Genomic DNA, 14,485 nt, shown 5'->3' with positions numbered 1-14,485 from the left:
GCATCAGCCCCAGCTGGACCCGATCACGATCAGCAGCAGCGACACCAGCATCACCAGCAGCGCACCGGCAATGGCCGCGCACACCGCTCCGCGTCGCCGTCGCCAGGCCATCACCATCGCCACCAGGCTGCCCACGAAGGACAGCACCAGCGTGACCAGCGCGCCCAGCATCCAGTACTGCATGGCCTGCACGCCGTTGTTGCCATCCCCCGGGGGACGGAAGCTGGCGGCGAAGGCCAGCACGCCCAGCAGCAAGGCGCCCCAGGCGAGCACCGACAGCAACAGGGCGATCAGGCCCCAGGGTCGGCTGGGCGAGAGTTCAGGCGTCGTATTCATCAAAGCAGATCGTGCATCAGGATGCCCGCCCACAGCGACAGCAGGACCATCGCCAGTGCAGCGGTGACCCTGCCCCGGTTCAGACGCCAGCCGAGCACCGCGGCGAAGAACCCTGCGGAAATGGTCAGCACTTCGGCCACCGCCAGAGCGATGACGAAGGGCAACAGGTTCACTACCGGGCCGCCGGCGCTGGACGGGCGCATGCCGGCACCGAACAGCATGCCGATGGCGAATACGCCCGATACCGAGAGCAGGGCCAGACCGAGTGCGATCGGGCCCCACGGCCACTGCCGCCAGTGCCGGCGACGACGCTGGATCTCCAGCGCCGCCTGCGGGTGCTGGCTCACGCGAAGCGCGAGAAGCCGTGCTTCTTGGTCACCGCATCAAGCTCCATCAGGGTCTCGAGCAGGGCTTCCATCTGGTCCAGCGGCCACGCGTTGGGGCCATCGGACAGCGCCTTGGACGGGTCCGGATGGGTCTCGGCGAACAGGCCGGAGATGCCCACGGCAACTGCGGCGCGTGCCAGTACCGGCACATGCTCGCGCTGGCCACCGGAACTGGTGCCCTGCCCGCCCGGCAGCTGTACCGAATGGGTGGCATCGAACACCACCGGGCAGCCGGTATCGCGCATCACCGCCAGCGAACGCATGTCGCTGACCAGGTTGTTGTAGCCGAAGCTGGCGCCGCGCTCGCAGACCATGATCTGCTCGTTGCCGGTGGCCTTGGCCTTCTCGACGACAGGCTTCATGTCCCACGGCGCCAGGAACTGGCCCTTCTTGATGTTGACCGGCTTGCCGGCCGCGCACACCTTGCGGATGAAGTCGGTCTGGCGGACCAGGAACGCCGGGGTCTGCAGCACGTCCACCACCGAGGCCACTTCATCCATCGGGGTGTATTCGTGCACGTCGGTCAGCACCGGCACGCCGATCTGCTTCTTGACCTCGGCCAGCACCTTCAGGCCCTCTTCCATGCCCGGGCCACGGAAGGCGGTGCCGGAGGTGCGGTTGGCCTTGTCGAAGCTGGACTTGAAGATGAAGTTCACACCGAGCTTGTCGGTCACTTCCTTCAGCTTGCCGGCGGTATCCAGCTGCAGCTGCATCGACTCGATCACGCAGGGGCCGGCGATCAGGAACAGGGGCTGGTCCAGCCCGACCTCGAATCCACACAGTTTCATGGCGTTTCCTTGTTGTCCGCTACACCGGCAATGCCGGTGCGCTGGGGTTGAAGCGAGCAAGATGGGGGCCGGCGGCCGCCATGACAAGTCAGGCGCGCACTTCCTGCAGCAGCTTGCCACCGGCCTTGCGCTCGCGCGCGGCACGGATGAAGCCGATGAACAGCGGGTGGCCATCACGCGGGGTGGACAGGAATTCCGGATGCGCCTGGCAGGCCAGGAACCACGGATGCTGGTCGCGCGGCAGCTCAACCACTTCCACCAGGGTGTCGTCCATCGACTTGCCGGCGATCACCAGGCCTGCGTCTTCCAGCTGGGTGCGGTAGCGGTTGTTGAACTCGTAACGGTGGCGGTGGCGCTCGGCGACCACGTCCTTGCCGTACAGTTCGCGAGCCAGCGTGCCCGGCTTCAGGCGCTGCTCCTGCAGGCCCAGGCGCATGGTGCCGCCGAGGTCGCTCTTGTCGTCACGCTTTTCCACGTCGCCGGTGGCGGTGCGCCACTCGGTGATCAGGCCGATCACAGGGTTCGGCGACTGGCGGTCGTTCTCGGTGCTGTTGGCGTCTTCCAGGCCCACCACGTGGCGCGCGTAGTCGACCACGGCAGCCTGCATGCCATAGCAGATGCCGAAGTACGGCACCTTCCGCTCACGGGCGTACTGAGAGGTCAGGACCTTGCCTTCGAAGCCACGGTCACCGAAACCACCCGGCACCAGGATGCCATCGACATCGGCAAGCGCGGACATGTCGCTGCCTTCCAGGTCCTGCGCCTCCAGCCACTTCAGGGTGACCTTGGTGCGCTGGCGCAGGCCACCGTGCTTGAGTGCCTCGCCGACCGACTTGTAGGCGTCCTGGTGGTCGATGTACTTGCCGACCACTGCGATGGTCACCGCATCCAGCGGATGCAGGGTGGCATCGACGGCGTCTTCCCACATCGACAGGTCGGCCGGGCCGGCCTTGTCGGCCAGCTTCAGCTGGTTGATGACGATCTCGTCGAGGCCCTGCGCGTGCAGGCCCATCGGAATGCGGTACAGCACATCGACGTCGGGGACGCTGATCACCGCACGCTCGGAGACGTTGGTGAACTGGGCGATCTTGCGACGCTCCGAATCCGGTACCGGCTGTTCCGAACGGCACAGCAGCACGTCCGGCTGGATGCCGATCGAGCGCAGTTCCTTCACCGAGTGCTGGGTCGGCTTGGTCTTCAGTTCACCCGCAGCGGCGATGTACGGCACCAGGGTGAGGTGCATGAACAGTGCCTTTTCCGGGCCACGCTCGGTACGCACCTGGCGGATCGCCTCCAGGAACGGCAGCGACTCGATGTCGCCGACGGTGCCACCGATCTCCACCAGGGCCACGTCGAAGCCCTCGGTGGCTTCGTCCATGCAGCGACGGATCTCATCGGTGATGTGCGGGATGACCTGCACGGTCGCGCCCAGGTAGTCGCCGCGGCGTTCCTTGCGGATCACTTCTTCGTAGATGCGACCGGTGGTGACCGAGTTCTTGCGGCTCAGGCGGGTGCGCACGAAGCGCTCGTAGTGGCCCAGGTCGAGATCGGTTTCGGCGCCGTCGTCGGTGACATACACCTCACCGTGCTGGAACGGGCTCATGGTGCCCGGGTCGACGTTGATGTACGGGTCGAGCTTCATCATCGTGACCTTCAGGCCACGCGCTTCGAGAATGGCGGCCAGTGACGCGGCGGCAATACCTTTGCCGAGCGAGGACACCACGCCGCCGGTTACGAAAATCAAGGGAGTCATGGCTGCAAGCATCCTGTCTGGAAATGGAAAACGGCAGCGCCACGCCTGCCCGGGGGGCGGGCGTGGAGCAGAAAGGGGGTTTTCCGGTTCGCTGGAGCAGCGAGGGAGGTGCGGGCCCGGACGGCGCCAGGCGCCAACGGGGAACCACCCTGCGAGGTCGGGGCGGCCGTGCCGGTCACTTCGACCGTCACCTGCGACCCGCTTTGCTGGAGGCCACGCTTGGCCGTGCCAGCCCATTCGCAAATGGTGGACACGCACTTACTCCCGGAAAGCCATAGTTTACAGATAGATGGCCGCCAACCCAAGGGGCAGGTGGCGCCATCGGCAAAAAGAAACGCCCCGCTGGGCGGGGCGTTCAAGGGTGAAACCCTTGTGGCAAGGGCTTCGCAGGGGCAGAAGAATTACTTCTTCTTGCGCGCCTCTTCCTCTTCTTCCTGCTGCGGCACCGGCTGGCCCTTGGCCTTCATCTCGGCGTTGGCCTGCGCGCGGCGCTTGGCCTTGGCGTCGGCTTCGGACTGCGCCTTGTCGGCCTGGTCACCCTGCTGCGGAGCAGGCTGGCCGGCGTTCTGCGCCAGCACCATCGGCACTGCAACAGCGGCGGCAGCCAGGATCGCAATGGTCAGCAACTTCTTCATGGAGTCCTCCTCGCGGTATGGCTCGGATGTGGGGGGCGCCGGTGTTCGGTTCCAGCGGCTGCCATTTTACCCCCTCCCCGCCAACGAGGCTGAACCGCAGGCGTGCAAATTCCCGGTCCAGACCGCACACTTGCCCGTCGCTCCACGCTTTCGAAGACAGATGAACGCCCGCTATAACGCCGCCGATATTGAAGTCCTGTCCGGCCTTGACCCGGTCAAGCGCCGCCCCGGCATGTATACCGACACCGCGCGCCCGAACCACCTGGCGCAGGAAGTGATCGACAACTCGGTGGACGAGGCCCTCGCCGGCCATGCCCGCTCGATCGAGATCACCCTGTTCAAGGACGGCAGCGTGGAGGTCAGCGATGACGGCCGCGGCATGCCGGTGGACATCCATCCGGAAGAGAAGATCCCGGGCGTCGAGCTGATCCTTACCCGCCTGCATGCCGGCGGCAAGTTCAACAACAACAACTACACCTTCTCAGGCGGCCTGCATGGCGTCGGCGTCAGCGTGGTCAATGCGCTGTCGACCCTGGTGGAAATCCACATCAAGCGCGACGGCGCCGAACATCGCATCACCTTCCGCAACGGCGACCGCGCCTCGCCGCTGGAAGTTGTCGGCACGGTCGGCAAGAAGAACACCGGCACCCGCCTGCGCTTCTGGCCGGACCCGAAGTACTTCGATACGCCCAAGTTCGCCGTGCGCGCGCTCAAGCACCTGCTGCGCGCCAAGGCCGTGCTGTGCCCGGGCCTGACCGTCAAGCTGACCGACGAAGCCACCGGTGAAGTCGACACCTGGTACTACGAAGACGGCCTGCGCGATTACCTGAAGCTGGAACTGGGCGATCGCGAGATGCTGCCGGCCGAGCTGTTCGTCGGCAACCTGAAGAAAGACACCGAGATCGTGGACTGGGCCGTGGCCTGGCTGCCGGAAGGCGAACTGGTGCAGGAAAGCTACGTCAACCTGATTCCCACCGCACAGCACGGCACCCACGCCAACGGCCTGCGCACCGGCCTGACCGAAGCGCTGCGCGAGTTCTGCGACTTCCGCAACCTGCTGCCGCGTGGCGTCAAGCTGGCCCCGGAAGACGTGTGGGACCGCGTGTCGTTCGTGCTGTCACTGAAGATGACCGACCCGCAGTTCAGCGGCCAGACCAAGGAACGCCTGTCTTCGCGCCAGGCCGCCGGTTTCGTCGAAGGCGCCGCGCACGATGCGTTCAGCCTGCTGCTGAACCAGAACGTGGAGCTGGGCGAGAAGATCGCGCAGATCGCCATCGAACGCGCCAGCGCGCGCTTGAAGACCGAGAAGCTGGTCGTCCGCAAGAAGGTCACCCAGGGCCCGGCCCTGCCCGGCAAGCTGGCCGACTGCATCAGCCAGGACCTGTCGCGCACCGAACTGTTCCTGGTCGAGGGCGACTCGGCGGGCGGCAGCGCCAAGCAGGCCCGCGACAAAGACTTCCAGGCGATTCTGCCGCTGCGCGGCAAGATCCTCAACACCTGGGAAGTGTCCTCCAACAGCGTGCTGGCCTCGGAGGAAGTACACAACCTGGCGGTGGCCATCGGCTGCGACCCGGGCAAGGAGGACATCAGTGGCCTGCGCTACGGCAAGGTGATCATCCTCGCCGATGCCGACTCGGACGGCCTGCATATCGCCACCCTGCTGACCGCGCTGTTCCTGAAGCACTTCCCGGCCCTGGTCGATGCCGGCCACGTGTTCGTGGCGATGCCGCCGCTGTTCCGCATCGACGTGGGCAAGCAGGTGTTCTACGCCCTGGATGAGGAAGAAAAGCGCTCGATGCTGGACAAGATCGAACGCGAGAAGATCAAGGGCGCCATCAACGTGACCCGCTTCAAGGGCCTGGGCGAGATGAATCCGCCGCAGCTGCGTGAATCCACCATCCACCCGGACACCCGTCGCCTGGTGCAGCTGACCGTCGACGATCGCGAGCAGACAAGCTCGCTGATGGACATGCTGCTGGCCAAGAAGCGTGCGTCGGATCGCAAGGGCTGGCTGGAGAGCAAGGGCGATCTGGCTTCGCTGGAAGTCTGACGCTCGCGGCCCTCCTGTAGAGCCGAGCCCACGATCGGCTGCATTTCGCGCCGTGCCGGGCAGCCGAGCATCGGCTCGGCTCTACAGACATCACGCCCCCATCGGCAAACCCTGCAGGTCCATAATGCGCGCTCATTCGCGTGGACGACCCCATTGCCCGCCAACTCGCTGCTGTTTCCCGGGCTGCCGCTGCACAGCGCGCGCCTGGTGCTGAGCCCCATCCGCCGCGATGACGCCGCGGCCCTGTTCGCCCTGCAGTCCGACCCGGACGTGATGCACTGGTGGAACCACCCGGCATGGACGCGCCCCGTCGAAGCACGCGCGCAGATCGACGACGACCTGGCTGCACAGGCTACCGGCACGCAATTGAAGCTGGCCCTTCGCGAATCGGTGGACGGCCCGCTGCTGGGCATCTGCGTGGTGTTTGCGCTGGATCGGGAGGCCGCCCGAGCCGAAATCGGCTATCTGCTGGCACCTGGCAGGCAGGGCCATGGCTACATGCATGAAGCGCTGCAGCGGGTGCTGGCCTATCTGTTCAACACCCTGCAACTACATCGGGTGGAAGCCGAGATCGATCCACGCAACGAGGCCTCGGCACATGTGCTCGAACGCCTGGGTTTCCACCGCGAAGGACTGCTGCGACAGCGCTGGCGTATCCGCGGTGAACTGGCGGACTCGGCCATGTATGGGCTGCTGGCCGACGACGCCGCGCGAGCTGCCACCTCCGCCTGACCAGATCAGGCCGCAACGCCAGCCCATGCCTTTGGACACATACGGTACGCGGCACCCCGTCCTAGCATCGGGGTCCCTTCCGCTGCTGTTCCGGTGCCATGAAGTTCCTGCTGCACTCTGCCGCGCTCTGCGTCGGCCTGCTGATCGCCCCTGCCTGCGTGCTGGCCGCTCCTGCTGCTGACAGCGCCTCCGAAACAAAAGAAGAAAAGACCGAAGCCGCTCCGCTGCCGGCCGATGCATCGGCTCGGCAGAGCATGCGCTTGGCGGGCCGCACCCTCGACTACACTGCCACCGTCGGCACGCTGCCGGTACGCGATGCGAGGGGCAAGGTGATCGCCGATGTGGTGTTCACCGCCTACACCCTGCCGGGCAAGGACCGGCCGGTGACCTTCGCGCTCAATGGCGGCCCCGGAGCGTCGTCGGTGTACCTCAACCTGGGCGCCATCGGCCCGAAGGTGGTGACCTTCGGGTCGGAGGGCGACAGCGCATCGGCGCCGGCGAAGCTGCACGACAACCCGGGCACCTGGCTGGATTTCACCGACCTGGTGTTCATCGATCCGGTAGGAACCGGCTTCAGCCGTGCCCGCATCGGCGATGACGAAGCGAAGAAGCAGCTGTACAACCCCAGCGCCGACATCGAGTACCTGTCGCGCTCGATCTACGACTGGCTGCTGCGCAACCAGCGCATGGCCTCGCGCAAGTACCTGACCGGCGAGAGCTATGGCGGCTATCGCGGCCCGCGCATCACCCACTTCCTGCAGACCCGCCTGGGCGTGGCGATGAACGGCCTGGTGCTGGTGTCGCCGTACCTGAGCCCGACGCTGGAAGACAACGCCGATGTTTCGCCGATGGCGTGGATGCAGACCCTGCCCTCGATCGCGGCCGCGCACCTGGAGCGCCAGGGCAAGCTGACCGACGCGGCGATGCGCGAGGTGGTCGAGTACACCCGCGGCGACTACGCCACCGCGCTGATGAAGGGCCGCAGCGATCCGCAGGCGACCGAGGCGATGCTGCGCCGGGTAGCCGAGTTGACCGGCCTGGACCCTCAGTTCGTGCGCCGCGCCGGCGGCCGCCTGGAAACGCAGGCCTACCTGCGCGAAGTATTCCGCGACAAGGGCACGCTGGGCAGTCGCTACGACTCCAATGTCACGGCATTCGATCCGTTCCCGAACGATCCGGAGCAGCGCGCCAACGATCCGCTGCTGGACAGCATCATCGCGCCGACCACCACCGCGATGGTCGACTTCGTCACCCGTGAGGTCGGCTGGAAGGTGGATGCGCGCTACCAGGCGCTGAACTACGACGTGAACCGTCTGTGGGATCGCAATGGTGACCTGCGCGAGGGTGCAGTGACCCAGCTGCGCCAGGCCGTGGCGATCGACCCGCATCTGCAGGTGCTGATCGTGCATGGCTGGAATGACCTGTCGTGCCCGTTCATGGGCTCGATCCTGACGGTGGACCAGATGCCGACGATGGGCAGTAATCCAGACCGCGTGCAGGTGCGCAGCTATCCGGGCGGGCACATGTTCTACAGCCGGGCGGACAGCCAGGCGGCGTTCCGCCGGGATGTGCAGGCGCTGTTCCAGCGTAATTGAGGAGTGTGTGGGCCGGGCCTACGGCCCGGCACCCGCAGAATCAACGGCAACGGCAACGTCCAAAGCCGCGGTCCGTGGGATGGCGGGGCGGGATGGGCTTGCAGGACACGCCGTAAACCCATCCATGGGGGCTCGATGGCGCCATCCATGGCGCCAACGGTCCTGCAACCCCACCCCACCCCGCCACTGACGGGTTCCTGGCGCTCTTGGTAGGTGTCGACCTTGGTCGACACGATGGGTGCAGAAAAATGATCTGCCCATGAAAAAGCCCGCCGGAATCCGGCGGGCTTTTTGATTTGCCGGGGTCAGATCCTTTTCCCGTAGGGAAAGGGCTCTGACCCCAATGCCTCGGGCTTCAGGCCCAGCCGAACAGCTCGAACAGCTTCAGGATCAGGTAGGCGCAGCCGCCTGCCGCCGGGATCGTCAGGATCCAGGCCCATACGATGCGCTCGATCACGCCCAAGCGCAGCGAACGCGGGTTCTTGGCGAAGCCGACGCCCATGATCGCGGTCGAGATGCTGTGGGTGGTCGACACCGGCATGCCGAAGTGAGCAGCCACGGTCAGCACGGTGGCCGAGCTGGTTTCTGCGGCGAAGCCGTGGATCGGATGCAGCTTGACCATCTTGTGGCCCAGGGTCTTGATGATCTTCCAGCCGCCCGAGGCGGTACCGGCGGCCATCACCACGGCGCAGGTCAGCACGATCCACATGGCGATGCCATCACCGGCGTGCGCGTCCGGATGCATGAAGGCCAGCCACGACGGCAGGTCGTTCAACGCGCCGGTCGCTTCGGCACCGATCAGGGTCATGGCGATGATGCCCATGGTCTTCTGCGCATCGTTGTGGCCGTGGGCGAAGCCCATGTAAGCCGCCGAGGCGATCTGCGCCTTGCCGAAGAACGCATTGACGATGCGCGGGCGTGCCAGTCGGCCGATCGCGCCGCCGATCTTGGCCAGGCCGGCGATCAATGCCCACAGCAGCACCATCACCACGATACCGAGCAGGAAGCCGGCGATCGGCGAGGTGATCATCGGCACGAACACCTTCCACAGCAGGCCCTTGTTCTGCACCCAGCTGCCGAAGCGTTCCGACCAGATCAGTGCATCCCAGTTGTTGTGGGCCGCGGCCAGGCCGGCACCACACAGGCCGCCGATCAGCGCGTGCGAGGACGAGGACGGCAGGCCCTTCCACCACGTGATCAGGTTCCAGATGATGCCGCCGAGCAGCGCGCACAGGATCACCTGCGGGGTCACCTCGACCACGTTGGTGTTGAGCAGGCCCGAAGCGATGGTCAGGGCCACGGCGGTACCGGTCAGCGCACCCAGCAGGTTCATGAACGCGGCGAGCATCACCGCCCAACCGGGCGAGAGCACCTTGGTCGCCACCACGGTGGCGATGGAGTTGGCGGTGTCGTGGAAGCCGTTGATGAACTCGAAAACGAGCGCGGCCAGGATCACCACCAGAACGAGGGTCAGCATGCTGTGGCGTCCGTCAGCTGTTCTTCAACACGATCTGGTAGGCCACCACGCCGGCTTCGCGGCAGCGGTCGATGGCCTTCTCCAGGATCTCGAAGAATTCCTTCAGCAGGAACATCTGCAGGTTGTCCAGGCGACCGGAGTAGATGTCGCGGTACAGCTCGAGCATCAGGCGGTCGGCCTCGTTTTCCAGCGAACGCAGGCGCTCGTTGAGCGCGGTCATCCGGTCCAGGTTCATGTGGCGCAGGTCGGCGACCATCTCCACCACCACGCCAGCGGCCTGCTCAAGCATCGCCGCGCGGGGCGCGAAGTCGATGTGCTCCAGGTGGGTCGTGGCCAGCGAATAGCGATCGGCGAACTTCTCGATCTGCTTGGGAATCTTGTACAGGGCCGAGCCCAGCGCTTCGATGTCTTCGCGCTCGATCGGGGTCATGAAGCTGTCCACCAGCGCTTGGCTGATCTTGTCCGAGGCCGCGCGTTCGCGCAGTCGGGCCAGCTTGAAGGCATCCAGGGCGGGCTGGCGATCGGCGTCGCGCAGCATCGAATGCAGTGCCTTGGCGGCATCGGAAGCCGCGACGGCAGCCTCATCAAGCAGGGTGTAGAACTGTTTGCCGGAACCGAAAATGGTCTGCAGAGAGAACATTGAGAAACCTGTCAGCCGTCGCGGGAAGGACGGCACCAGTGCGAATTATGACGGTTAGATGACCATCACGGGTATCCCTGCCCCCTTTTTGGCGCCGGGAGGCCCAAAACTGAACAGGCATTTGCCACCCGGCCACGGCCCTTTGCTAAGATGCCAGCGCGCCTTCGGGCGCACCTTATGGACGACGACCCTTATCCCCCAGCGCCGCGCCGGACCCTGTTCCTGAGCGCCTGCCGCCATCGCAAGCACCCACCCTCCCTGCCACCAACCGGGGACGATGCCCGTGTTTGAAATGATCCTGATTGTCTTCGCGCTCGTTCTGCTGAACGGCTTCTTTGCCATGTCCGAGATGTCGGTCATGACCTCGCGCAAGAGCCGGCTGAAGCAGCTGGCCGGCACCTCCAAGCGCGCGGCCAAGGCGCTGGAGCTGTCGGAGAAGCCGGAAGCCTTCCTGTCCACCGTACAGATCGGCATCACCGTGATCGGCGTGCTGACCGGCTTCCTCGGCGGCGAAGCACTGGGCGAGGCCATTGGCGGCTGGATCCAGGGGCTGATGCCGGGCTTCGCCTACGCCGGCGGCATCGGCAAGGCCCTTGCCGTCACCTTCATCACCTTCATCACGCTGATCTTCGGCGAACTGGTACCCAAACGCCTGGCCCTGACCCGTTCAGAGGACATCGCCGGGCTGGTGGCGCTGCCGATGAGCTGGCTGGCCAAGCTGGCCTTCCCCTTCGTCTGGCTGCTGTCCAAGACCACCCAGCTGGTGCTGCGCCTGTTCGGCCTGGGCAAGGACGAGGTTGCGTCGGTCACCGAAGAGGAGATCCGCATGCTGGTGGCCGAGAGCCACGAGGCCGGCGTGATCGACAGCCACGAACGCGACATGATGAACCGCGTGATGCGCCTGGGCGACCGTACCGCCGACAGCCTGATGACCCCGCGCAACCGGATCGCCTGGCTGGACACGCTGGGTGGCCTGGACAAGAACCTGGAAATCATGGCCGAGCACGAGTTCTCGCGGTACCCGGTGTACCGCGACAACGACATGGACGTGGTCGGCGTGCTTGAACTGAAATCACTGGCCACGCGCATGGCGCGCGGCGACAACGCGCTGTTCCAGACCTTGCGAGAGCCCCTGTACGTCTCTGAATCCACCCATGCGATGAAGCTGCTGGAGATCTTCCGCGAAGAACAGCAGTCGATGGCGCTGGTGGTGGACGAGTACGGCGAGATCCAGGGTCTGGTGACCATCAGTGACCTGATGGGCGCGGTGGTCGGCCGCCTGCAGGCAACGGAGAATGCAGACGAAGACGCGCTGGTGGTGACCCGTGAAGACGGTTCGCTGCTGGTGGACGGTTCGCTGCCGATCGAGGACCTGCGCGAGCTGATCGGCAGCAACGACCTGCCCGACGCCGAGGATGGCGACTACTACACCCTTGCCGGCATGTGCATCCACTTCTTCGGCCGCATCCCGCACGCAGGCGAGTACTTCGATTGGGCCGGCTGGCGCTTCGAGGTGGTCGATCTGGACGGCGCGCGCGTGGACAAGCTGCTGCTTCGCACCCTGTCCGACGAGCAGGCCGATGAGCTCACCGCCTGAGTCCGGCCCCGGCGCTGCGCCGCCGGAGTACCGCAACGAGGGCATCCGCACCCTGCTGGCGATGTTCGCCTTCGGTGACCCGGCCCAGCACATGAAGCTGGGGCAGATCCTGCAGGATCTGCAGCAGAGTGCCTTCGGTGTATTCCTGTTCGTCGCCATCCTGCCCGCCTTCATCCCCGTCCCGGGGCTGGGCGGTGCGGTCAGCGGGCCGCTGGTGATCCTGATCGGCCTGCAGATGCTGTTCTGCATGCGCCGGCCGTGGCTCCCAGGGTTCATCGCCCGTCGCGGCCCCAAGCGCGGCACCATGCATCGGTTCCTGGATCGCATCGACGGCGCCCTGCGCCGCCTCGACCGCATGCTCAAGCCGCGCATGCCACAGCTGCTGACGCCTGCCCCCGCCCACGCCTTCAGCGGCCTGCTGCTGGTGCTGCTGGGCCTGCTGCTGTCGCTGCCGATTCCGTTCACCAACTATTTGTTCGGCTTCCAGTTGCTGTTGTTCGCGCTGGCCCTGCTCGAGCGCGACGGCGCATTGATGTTGTTCAACTGGGTTGCTGCAGTGGTGGCGATCGCGTTCTTTGGTTTCAGTTCCGGGCAACTGGTGGGTTACACCGTCGAACTGTTCCAGCGCTGGTTCTGAGCGCAGGCAATTGCCGCGCGATTCCCATCCACGCATGGCGTGGATCTACTTCGAATCACTTGCATCCACGCATGGCGTGGATCTACTTCGGATCGCGTGCATCCACGCATGGCCTGGATCAACCTTGAACCCAGTAGATCCACGCCATGCGTGGATGCGGCGGCTCAACGCAGATCGATGAATCCGTTGTCGCCCAACTGGGCCGGCTCGTCCTGCACGGCCGACAACACGAAACTGAGGGCAGAGCCCAGCAGCGTGCCCGGCCCGTCCCAGTATTCGGCGGTCTCCGCACGTACGTGGATCAACCGCAATTTCGGATCATCGGGACCACCGGGAAAGAACATTCTCATCGCCGGCGACCACAGCTCTTCGACCTTGGCGCGGTCATCGACGATGCGCGCCACGCCCGCCACCGACACGTACGTATTCTTCGACGGCGAGGCGTAGGCCACGTTGACCCGTGGGTCGAGCGCGATCTCGGCCACCTTCGGGCTGTCGGCAGCGGTAGCGAACCACAGGTCACCATCGAAGGCGACCTGCTGGGTGCCGAGCGGGCGGCTGTAGAGGCGCCCGTCGACACCGCGGGTGGTGAACATCGCCACCTCCACGTCCTTGATCAGTTCGGCCAGCTGGGCAATGTGTTCGGTGCGGGACTCGTCCATGGGGGACTCCAGAGAGGGGAACCCCATCAGACGCGTTCGCGCCGCAAATTGCCGTGACGCAATTGTTCAGCCCGCGTGGCGGGCGTGCCAGGCCTGCATCGCCAGTTCGAACGAACGCAGGCGTGCGCGGTGGTCGTACAGGTTGGCGGTAAGCATCAGTTCGTCGGGCTGGTGGCGTTCGACGAAGGCTGCGATGCCGTCAGCCACCTGCTGCGGATCACCCAGCACCGTGCACGCCAGCGCCCGCTCCACGCCCAACTTCTCGTGGGGTTCCCAAAACGCTTCGATGTCATCGATCGGCGCCGGGATCTTGCCCGGACGGCCGCGACGCAGATTGACGAAGCTCTGCTGCTGGCTGGTGAACAACCGGCGCGATTCGGCTTCGCTGTCACTGGCCACCACGTTCAACGCCAGCATCGCGTGCGGCTGCTTGAGCGTGGCCGAAGGGCGGAATTCACGGCGGTACACCGCCAGCGCTTCATCCATGGAATCGGGCGCGAAGTGCGAGGCGAAGGCGTACGGCAGGCCCATCGAGGCGGCCATGCGCGCGCCGAACAGGCTGGAACCGAGGATCCAGGTCGGCACCCGCAGGCCGCCACCCGGTACCGCCTGCACCGCCTGCCCCGGCTGCACCGGTTCGAAGTAGTGCAGCAGTTCGCGCACGTCCTGCGGGAACTGGTCGGCGCTGTCGAAGTAGCGGCGCAGGGCGCGCGCGGTCGGCTGGTCGGTACCCGGTGCTCGGCCCAGGCCCAGGTCAATACGGTCCGGGTACAGCGAGGCCAGCGTGCCGAACTGCTCGGCCACCTGCAGCGGTGCATGGTTGGGCAGCATGATGCCGCCGGCGCCGACACGGATGCGTTTGGTGCCACCGGCGACGTGGCCGATCAGCACCGCGGTGGCGGCACTGGCGATGCCGGGCATGTTGTGGTGTTCGGCCAGCCAATAGCGGCGGTAGCCCAGCGCATCGGCATGCTGGGCCAGTTCGAGCATGTTGGCGAAGGCAGCAGTGGTATCGCTGCCCTCGCAGACCGGGGCCAGGTCGAGAATCGACAACGGGATCATCAGGCGGTTTTCCGTTACAGGATCCCCTGTTGATGGGGTCGCCCTGTCCCGGCGGCCAGTGCCGGTGGCGGGACGCTGATTCCTGCCTGGCCGGTTCAGGGCCAGCCAGGCATGGCCTGGCTCTACTGCAGGCGA

General features: G+C 65.7%; 14 protein-coding genes. 5 read left to right on the top strand and 9 right to left on the bottom strand.

Annotated features, from left to right (window positions below; genetic code table 11):
• Positions 1-3: 3 nt before the first annotated feature.
• The 5 genes from WKB25_RS01515 to WKB25_RS01495 all read right to left on the bottom strand — a co-directional run bounded on the left by WKB25_RS01515 (position 4) and on the right by WKB25_RS01495 (position 3,898).
• Entirely contained in the window at positions 4-336 is a 333-nt protein-coding gene (locus WKB25_RS01515; protein WP_340568306.1) for a hypothetical protein, read from the bottom strand.
• Positions 336-683, bottom strand: coding sequence for a hypothetical protein (locus WKB25_RS01510; RefSeq protein ID WP_340568305.1), 348 nt, complete (start codon positions 681-683; stop codon positions 336-338). Before WKB25_RS01510 ends, WKB25_RS01515 begins: the two co-directional genes overlap by 1 nt.
• Entirely contained in the window at positions 680-1,510 is an 831-nt protein-coding gene (gene kdsA, locus WKB25_RS01505; RefSeq protein WP_099820088.1) for a 3-deoxy-8-phosphooctulonate synthase, read from the bottom strand. The genes WKB25_RS01510 and kdsA overlap by 4 nt, the downstream gene beginning before the upstream one ends.
• An 88-nt stretch (positions 1,511-1,598) precedes the next feature.
• Complete coding sequence (locus tag WKB25_RS01500; protein ID WP_236512656.1) at positions 1,599-3,263, bottom strand: CTP synthase; 1,665 nt, start codon at positions 3,261-3,263, stop codon at positions 1,599-1,601.
• A 401-nt stretch (positions 3,264-3,664) separates the two neighbouring features.
• The gene (locus WKB25_RS01495; protein ID WP_089240228.1) at positions 3,665-3,898 is read right to left on the bottom strand and encodes a hypothetical protein; all 234 of its coding nucleotides are present in this window, start codon (positions 3,896-3,898) and stop codon (positions 3,665-3,667) included.
• 160 nt (positions 3,899-4,058) lie between these two features.
• Here WKB25_RS01495 and parE point away from each other — a divergent pair, with 160 nt between their 5' ends.
• The 3 genes from parE (at position 4,059) to WKB25_RS01480 (ending at position 8,275) form a co-directional block, all read left to right on the top strand.
• Complete coding sequence (gene parE, locus WKB25_RS01490; RefSeq protein ID WP_340568303.1) at positions 4,059-5,948, top strand: DNA topoisomerase IV subunit B; 1,890 nt, start codon at positions 4,059-4,061, stop codon at positions 5,946-5,948.
• Between the two features lie 153 nt (positions 5,949-6,101).
• A complete protein-coding gene (locus WKB25_RS01485; protein ID WP_340568302.1) occupies positions 6,102-6,680 on the top strand; it encodes a GNAT family protein in 579 nt (192 codons plus the stop codon).
• A gap of 98 nt (positions 6,681-6,778) precedes the next feature.
• Positions 6,779-8,275, top strand: a complete 1,497-nt coding sequence (locus tag WKB25_RS01480) for a S10 family peptidase (protein WP_340568301.1) — start codon at positions 6,779-6,781, stop codon at positions 8,273-8,275.
• Between the two features lie 355 nt (positions 8,276-8,630).
• Here the strand turns inward: WKB25_RS01480 and WKB25_RS01475 are convergent, their stop codons facing one another.
• Positions 8,631-9,752 (bottom strand): inorganic phosphate transporter, encoded by a 1,122-nt coding sequence (locus tag WKB25_RS01475; protein WP_265953508.1) that lies wholly within the window; start codon positions 9,750-9,752, stop codon positions 8,631-8,633.
• A gap of 13 nt (positions 9,753-9,765) precedes the next feature.
• On the bottom strand, positions 9,766-10,392 hold the full coding sequence (locus WKB25_RS01470) for a DUF47 family protein (protein ID WP_025878890.1): 627 nt from the start codon (positions 10,390-10,392) through the stop codon (positions 9,766-9,768).
• 292 nt (positions 10,393-10,684) lie between these two features.
• Here WKB25_RS01470 and WKB25_RS01465 point away from each other — a divergent pair, with 292 nt between their 5' ends.
• Together WKB25_RS01465 and WKB25_RS01460 are read left to right on the top strand one after the other, a co-directional pair.
• Complete coding sequence (locus WKB25_RS01465; RefSeq protein WP_032952108.1) at positions 10,685-11,989, top strand: hemolysin family protein; 1,305 nt, start codon at positions 10,685-10,687, stop codon at positions 11,987-11,989.
• Positions 11,973-12,626: an exopolysaccharide biosynthesis protein gene (locus WKB25_RS01460; RefSeq protein WP_340568297.1), complete on the top strand. Its 654-nt coding sequence runs from the start codon at positions 11,973-11,975 to the stop codon at positions 12,624-12,626. The genes WKB25_RS01465 and WKB25_RS01460 overlap by 17 nt, the downstream gene beginning before the upstream one ends.
• Before the next feature lie 164 nt (positions 12,627-12,790).
• Here the strand turns inward: WKB25_RS01460 and WKB25_RS01455 are convergent, their stop codons facing one another.
• Complete coding sequence (locus WKB25_RS01455) at positions 12,791-13,288, bottom strand: pyridoxamine 5'-phosphate oxidase family protein (protein ID WP_340568296.1); 498 nt, start codon at positions 13,286-13,288, stop codon at positions 12,791-12,793.
• Between the two features lie 66 nt (positions 13,289-13,354).
• Entirely contained in the window at positions 13,355-14,350 is a 996-nt protein-coding gene (locus WKB25_RS01450; RefSeq protein WP_340568294.1) for an LLM class flavin-dependent oxidoreductase, read from the bottom strand.
• Positions 14,351-14,485: the final 135 nt, after the last annotated feature.

Source organism: Stenotrophomonas sp. G106K1, assembly GCF_037969685.1.
In the GTDB taxonomy this organism is placed as follows: domain Bacteria; phylum Pseudomonadota; class Gammaproteobacteria; order Xanthomonadales; family Xanthomonadaceae; genus Stenotrophomonas; species Stenotrophomonas lactitubi.
The sequence above is the reverse complement of the archived record's forward strand: the minus strand, read 5'-3'. Positions and strand labels throughout refer to the sequence as shown.